Origin of the sequence: Rhodopirellula maiorica SM1, from assembly GCF_000346295.1 — a bacterium.
In the GTDB taxonomy this organism is placed as follows: Bacteria; Planctomycetota; Planctomycetia; order Pirellulales; family Pirellulaceae; genus Novipirellula; species Novipirellula maiorica.
Map to the genome: position 1 here is coordinate 1 of NZ_ANOG01000624.1, position 5,203 is coordinate 5,203.

3 protein-coding genes are annotated in these 5,203 nt (G+C 56.4%); all 3 read right to left on the bottom strand.

From position 1 onward, the window contains the following. The coding region (locus tag RMSM_RS20085) for a MerR family transcriptional regulator (protein WP_008700295.1) at positions 1-218 on the bottom strand (218 nt) is incomplete at its 3' end. Between the two features lie 269 nt (positions 219-487). Further along, positions 488-1,645 carry a hypothetical protein gene (locus tag RMSM_RS42840; protein ID WP_008700296.1) on the bottom strand — a complete coding sequence of 386 codons (1,158 nt, stop codon included), beginning with the start codon at positions 1,643-1,645 and terminating at the stop codon, positions 488-490. A gap of 450 nt (positions 1,646-2,095) precedes the next feature. After that, positions 2,096-5,203: efflux RND transporter permease subunit (locus tag RMSM_RS20095; RefSeq protein ID WP_052031717.1), on the bottom strand; the 3,108-nt coding region annotated here is incomplete at its 5' end.

The window sequence follows — 5,203 nt, forward strand, 5'->3', positions numbered from 1 at the left end:
TGAATCTCGGCAAGCGTGAATCCAAGGTTCTGTGCTCGTTTGATAAACCGGATGCGATCCACGGTCGCCGCAGGATATTCGCGAAAAGATGTCCTGATCGGCGTCGGTTCGTTGATCAATCCGCTGCGCTGATAAAAGCGAATCGTCTCGACTCCTACACCTGACGCCTTAGCCACTTTACCGATCGTGAACCCTGCCATCTCATCTTCCTCCAACACCTATTATCGACTCCGTACAATAGTACAGAGTTAAGTGTAATTTGATCGAGTTAATAGTAACCCGCATGTCGATACAACGGATCGTTTCGCAGTGATCATTTAGTAGTGAGAAGAGAAACAAAAAAGGCAGGGGCGGCGTGTGCTTCATTGCAACCGAAACTGCAAATCCAACGGACACCGCCCCCGCGAGAGCAGACAAGGAGCTGGGAGCTGGGAGTTTAGGAGATGTTGGGCGACCTCGACTTCCCCCCTCGCTCAATCCCGACTTGTCAACGTAGTTCAGGGGCCTGCACGCCTTGTGACTTCAGAATCGTAAGATACTTGGCGGGATCCGCGGCGATCTTTTTCGCGCAGCCAGGGCAGCAGATGTAGATCGCTTTACCAACCGCATTAACCTTAAACGGGCCGCCCATCGCATCGAGCGGTTCGTCCATCACGGGACATTTGACTTGCTTGGCGATGAACGGTGCATCAGCAGCGGTGACTTTGAGTACGCCCTCGCGTACCGATTCACCACGAGCGGGAACACTGGCGGAGACTTGCTTCGTCGGCTTCGCCGAGTCCCCATAGACAGCGGCGAGATACTTTGCAGGTTCCGCTTTGATCTTTTTGACACATCCTTTGCAACACAAGAAGATCGGTTTGTCGCCGACCATCACTTTGACAGGCTGTCCCATGCTGCCGAGCGGTTCGTCCATGACCGGACATTTGGCTTGCTTGGCGACCAAGGCGGCGTCTGCGGCGGTGGCGCTAGTGACCGTAATTTCAGGTCGTCCAGATGCGTATTTCGCCGGATTCGATTTCACGGCGTTCACACATCCAGCGCAACAGACATAGATTTTTTGCCCGTTGGCATCGACGGCAATAGGATCCCCCATGCTGCCCAGCGGTTTGCCGGACACAGGACAAATCTCTTGTCTCGCAATCGCGGCCGCGGCAAGCTGAGTTTCACTGGCCGGAACCGTTGCCACTTCTTTGAAGACCACCGCTTGGCCGCTGGTCGAGGGCACGCCCACCAATTGAACATCGATCTCAATCTGTCGTCCTGCGATTGCCGATAAGTTGACTACCGCCGACAAACCGCCTTTGCCATCGGGAAGCAGATCGTAGCGATAGCGTTTTGCGTTTCCTTCGACACGTAGTAACGCCGCCCCTCGGCCTTGCTGCACCGCCACAGGCGATCCGGCTCGGTCGTATACGAACAATTGGATACCACCTTGCGAGACCACAGTCTCCAGTTGAATCTCACCCTTTTGTCGTAGCGACCCTCCATGAGGCCCTTGGACTGGGTGCTCGGCGGTGGCTGCGACGTTCGCTGACGCATGGTCGTGGGCTGGCCCCGCGTGATGTGTTTGCCCCGACACCGACACCGGAATCAAGCCCGTAGCGGCAATCAGTATCATTTTGAATGGAATAAAACGATTCATCCTTGTTCTCACTTTCGAAGGTAGGGAAAAACGTGACTCGTTCGGTGGCTACAGTTGAGACGCGGTCGAACGATGGGTTAGTTGGCAATTGGAATCCTTCACGAGGAAGGAGATATTTTTTTGATGTATCGATGAATAAGCGGGTCGTTGATCTAGCGAGCCGTGTGCCGTGAGTGAACGTCCGGCTTAAGGTGACTCTACTCGCATTCGTTCTTTTTTTGAGGCCGGAGGCCGGTACAATTCATGCCGGTGGTGTTAACCACCGGTTTGGAATGCGACAAACCCAAGGCCGGAGGCCGACACATTTACACAGTCATTGTGTCGGCCTCCGGCCTTTGCAGCTCATTCGCTACATCCCGTGGCCTTACGGCCACGGCAGAGGATGTATCGGCCTCTGGCCTAAGCCGGGCGTTCTCGACAGCAACCGGGCCTCGGAAATTACCCGGTGCCTTACGGCCCACGGCTCACGCGACCAGGATCGAGAACGCTGTTGTCGTCGCCATCCCATAATGCGTCTTGGAAACCGAGTCGCATCTTGATTTCCAGATAACCGCTGTACAGCGTCGGCACGATGAACGAGGTGAATGGTTCCGCTAACATCCCACCGAACACCGGGATCGCCATCGCGCGAGCGACATCGGCTCCGCGGCCAGTCGCGATCAACACGGGAATGAGCGCCGCCAACGTGGTGACGGTGGTCATCATGCAAGGCCGAATACGTTTCAATCCGGCTTCGTAAACGGTGTTGCGGATGTCCTGGACCGATTTGATGCTGCGTTTTTGTAGTAATTGATGAATGTAGGTCGCCATCACGACGCCATCATCGACGGCCAAACCGAACAACGCGATGAACCCGACCCACACCGCGGTATTCAATTCGACTTGCATCCATCCGACTAACACCATCCCGCCAGCGAACGCAACAGGGATTCCGGTAAAGACCGCCATCGCGATCGGCAGGTTTCGGAACTCAAGGTAAATCAACAGCAGGTTGATCAGAATCACCAGCGGGATGATCCACATCAAACGTTGGTTCGCTTCGATTTGATTACGAAAACTGCCGACCGCTTCGAGCGAATAGCCGGGCGGAAGCGACAAATGATTGGGGTGTTTTGAGGGCAGTGTTTGGGCTTGGCGCAATTGTTTTTCGATCGCCAATACCGATTCCAAATCGCCCGCCGCGCCGTTGGTCATGAACGCGACATGGGCGACCAATCGAGCGTTCTCGCTATTGATCGCACCCGGCCCCCAGGTCGTTTCCAGTGTCGCCAATTCCTCGAGTGGAACCACGGCACCGCTGTCGGTCACGACCGGCAATCGACTGAGTTGATCGATGTGTTCTCGCAAGTCACGGTCATACCGCAAACGGACGGGATAACGCTCGCGGCCCTCGACCGTTTTGATCAAATTCATGCCGCCCAGTGCGGTTTCGATGACTTCGTTGACCTTCGCTGCACTCATCCCATACCGCGACGCCGCTTCGCGATTGACGGAAAATTCGAGATACGGTTTTCCCAACACGATGTCGGGATTGACCGTTCCTGCGTTGATATACGGTGACTGTCTTAGCGTGGCAGCAACTGCGAGCGCCGCGTCGGCGAGCGTTTGTAAATCATCGCCATACACGCGGATCGCCATCGGCGCCTTGATGCCGCTTTGCAGCATCACCACTCGGCCTTCGATCGGTTGCAGCGCCGATGCCGGCGTTACCCCTGGCAGGGTAGCGACGCGGTTGATTTCATCCCACACGTCACGAGCGGTCACACCATCGCGCCACTCGCTCTCGGGTTTCAACATCACATAGGTTTCCACCATCGCGGCGGGCGCGGGATCGAGTGCCGATTCAACACGACCGATCTTGCCCAGTACATCTTTGACCTCCGGAATTTGGCCGATCAATACGTCTTGCGTTTGCAGCACCTGCATCGCCTGCGAAAAACTTGCTGCCGGATACAACGTCGGCATGTAGAACCAACTGCCTTCGTCCAGTGCGATCCAATCATCGCTGCGAAGTCCCGTGAAGATATGCTTTGCATCGACGTAGCCAGGAAACTCATTCAGATCGGCGCCGAACCAACTGGCAACGCGTTCGACCGGCCGCATGACCGTGGGCATGCCGATATAAGCGCCAACACCGAACACCAACAAGACCGCAGGGAACGACAACGCGACCGCTTTGTTGTTCAGTGCGTAACGCAGACGGGCGGCATAGATCCAACGTACAAATCGGCTCGACGGAATCTCTTCGATGGGACGAATCCGTTCACGCAACAATTGCCACCCCAGCACAAACCCCAACACGCCGGTTGCTGCGGATACGGTCCAGAGCGGAATTGCCAACCCTTCGGCAATGCGATTCCCCCACAGAAAATGAGCCGTCATCGAAAGCAGAACCGCCAAGGCGATCCCCGCAGCCAAGGCGGTTCGCTTTTGATAATTGGCACTGCGAAGCAGCAACCGGCTTAGTGCGGGAACAACCGTTACTGCGGTGATCATCGCGGCCGCGATCGCAAACGTTTTGGTATACGCCAATGGCGAGAAAAGTTTGTAGTCGCGCCCGGTCAGAAAGAAGACAGGCAGAAAGCTAACGATCGTCGTCGCCACCGCCGTCACCACCGCCGGAGCCACCTCGACCGCCGCCGTGTAGATGACCGCTGCGCGGGCGGGGGAGGTGGGAGAAGGGGAGGTGGGAGGTGGGAGTGAAGGAATAGTTTGCTCGCGCCGAACTCCTCCACTCCCAACTCCTCCACTCCCAACTCCTCCACTCCCAACTCCCGACTCCCATTCCGCCAAATGCTGATAGATGTTCTCCGAAACAATGATCCCCATGTCGACCATCGTTCCGATCGCGATCGCGATTCCGGCGAGTGACATGATGTTGGCTTCGACACCGACAACGTGCATCGCGATAAACGACATCAACACCGCTGCGGGTAGACTGATCGCCACCACAAAACTGCTGCGAACGTGCAACAGGAACAGCAGGATGATGACGGCGGTGATCAGAATCTCGTCGCGAAGTGCATGCGTCAGCGTGGCCATGGTTTCGTCGATCAAATGGCTGCGGTCATACACGCCGTGGATCGTGACTCCACCAAGTGCCGGCTGGATCGCCGCGATTTTGTCTTTAATCCGATCCAGCACCGCTCGCGGGTTCTCGCCATACCGCATCACCACGACGCCACCGACCGCTTCGGCACCGTTGTAATCAAGTGCACCGCGGCGGAAATCAGGTCCTAGCTGGATGCGTGCAACGTCACGGAGGTGCACCGGCACGCCGTCTCGCTGCTGAACCACGGTCTGTTCCAAATCGATGACCGCCTGTTTCTTGTCACCGTCGCTGCCCAAGAATCCTTTGCCGCGTACGATGAATTCCATCCCCGTGGTCTCGACCGTTTTCGCGCCGACGTCGAGGTTCGATCCTTTGATCGCCATCGCAACGGCATCCAACGTGATGTTATGAAACCGCAGCTTGTCGGGATCGACTTCGATTTGATACTGACGAACATAACCGCCGATCGAGGCGACTTCGCTGACCCCTTCGACCGCTTGCAATTC

Bases quoted from the DNA above. Each gene is read 5' to 3' on its own strand.
- RMSM_RS42840 (WP_008700296.1), bottom strand. From the start codon at position 1,645: ATGAATCGTTTTATTCCATTCAAAATGATACTGATTGCCGCTACGGGC.